Source organism: Sphaerospermopsis reniformis (genome assembly GCF_005402885.1).
Classification (GTDB): domain Bacteria; phylum Cyanobacteriota; class Cyanobacteriia; order Cyanobacteriales; family Nostocaceae; genus Sphaerospermopsis; species Sphaerospermopsis kisseleviana.
In genome coordinates, this window is the sequence record NZ_BJCE01000471.1 from 1 (window position 1) to 1,567 (window position 1,567).

A 1,567-nucleotide genomic window follows, 5' to 3' on the forward strand; every position below is an offset into this window, starting at 1 on the left:
GCAGTAGGTCATGGTCGCTGTGCACGGACAGGTGCGGCGCGAGCCGTCTATCACTCGCGCGACGTCGCGAGCGTCTCTCATGCCTCCGCTCCTGTCCACCCTGTCACCCCGCCCCGGTCCGCACTCACCAGTCCCCATGCCCCAGCCCCCCTCCACCAGCCCCCGGTCTCCATTCCCCAGTCCCCAGTCCCCAGTCCCCAGTCCCCAGTCCCTAATTAGTCTCCTGAATTTGTAATCTAATAGTACGTTCTGTTGCACCACTAAGTTTAATTTCCATGACTTCCCCTCCCAGTGGTTCAACACAACCCAGGAGCGATCGCAAATTTGGTGTACTCGCTCCAGTATCAACATACAATCTATCAGCTAAGTTACTGATTTTCTTCCACGTCATGTATAACTTAGCTATACCTTGTTCCATTTGGGATGCTTGATTTACCAAGTCTGCTGCTATACTTAAACAGCCGATTCTTTGAGCTTCTTCTAATGCAGTTTCAATATCCACATTTTCTTCTGTCAGTGCTTGCACCTGGACAGCAGATTTGAGATATTTTGCTAGTTGTCTAGCTTCTGTAGTGGCTTGTTTTAAAGTATCTACATCAGGATTTTCCGCTATTTCTCTCTGTAACGCCTTCTGGTGTAATTCTGGCAGTTTTTCCATTTCCTTCACCAGAGGGGCAATGTAGCGGGCAGGAAGGCTATTATCGGCGGCTTTTTCCTTGACTGGTTCAGGTAACAATTCTGAGGACATGGCTGTCCATTCATCCGTGAGTTGACGGACTTCTCTGCGGGTGATGCGATCGCCTTTTTGCGCTGCTTCACTTACCATCTGTTGTACTTCTGGTGCAGCTTTGGCGGTTTCTACAAATGCCCGTTTACTAAAGTTATTAACTGTACTGGGGTCCAGTTTACCATCTTCAATTAAGGTATCAGCACTATTAGCTAATTGAATCCAAGAATAAGCTTGAGTTTTACTAATTTCCCGTTCCTTCAACCATTTGAGGAAACCAGTACCGCGCCCATCTCCGCCTTTTTTCTCTCTGTCACGGATAGCGCGTAAAATTCGCCCCCGCCAAATTTCTGTTTGCAGATCAAAGCGATCGCATACTTGCCAAGCTACATCTAACTGCTGTAAAAAGTCAGACTCAGCAATTTCTTCATCTTCTGGATCTGGTAATTCAAAATCCAAGTCTACAGGCTGTTGCAGTGCAGCCGCAAGGTCATTCATAGAGTCGGTATCTTGCACGGTAGATAGCTGGTTGGTGGATGCGATCAACTCACTGTTACAAATTCTGAGTAATTACACAGGATCAGCAACAAGAAGCAGGTAAATATTATAGAGGAAAAATTTAAACTTGGAAAAATTTTAAATGCCTTCAAGCTACTAAAGGTTAGTAGCTAGTTACTGTTTTCTTAACCAATACTAACAAATACTCACATTTACTGAAAATTTCCTGTCATCTTTTGGCTTTGTGACAGAATTACAGTAAAATCACTGTATGCTACTAGGATTCAAAACCCAACTCAAAGTTAACAAGCAACAACGACTACTACTGGCGCAACACGCAGG

At 45.2% G+C, this 1,567-nt stretch carries 2 protein-coding genes; one reads left to right on the plus strand and one right to left on the minus strand.

The features are described 5' to 3' along the window. Nucleotides 1-79 precede the first annotated feature (79 nt). Nucleotides 80-235, plus strand: a complete 156-nt coding sequence (locus tag FFR48_RS29160) for a hypothetical protein (protein ID WP_201277705.1) — start codon at nt 80-82, stop codon at nt 233-235. Here FFR48_RS29160 and FFR48_RS27790 read toward each other — a convergent pair. Beyond that, the gene (locus FFR48_RS27790; RefSeq protein WP_137669566.1) at nt 212-1,225 is read right to left on the minus strand and encodes a hypothetical protein; all 1,014 of its coding nucleotides are present in this window, start codon (nt 1,223-1,225) and stop codon (nt 212-214) included. The genes FFR48_RS29160 and FFR48_RS27790 overlap by 24 nt on opposite strands. Nucleotides 1,226-1,567: the final 342 nt, after the last annotated feature.

Bases quoted from the DNA above. Each gene is read 5' to 3' on its own strand.
- FFR48_RS29160 (WP_201277705.1), top strand. From the start codon at position 80: ATGCCTCCGCTCCTGTCCACCCTGTCACCCCGCCCCGGTCCGCACTCA.
- FFR48_RS27790 (WP_137669566.1), bottom strand. From the start codon at position 1,225: ATGAATGACCTTGCGGCTGCACTGCAACAGCCTGTAGACTTGGATTTT.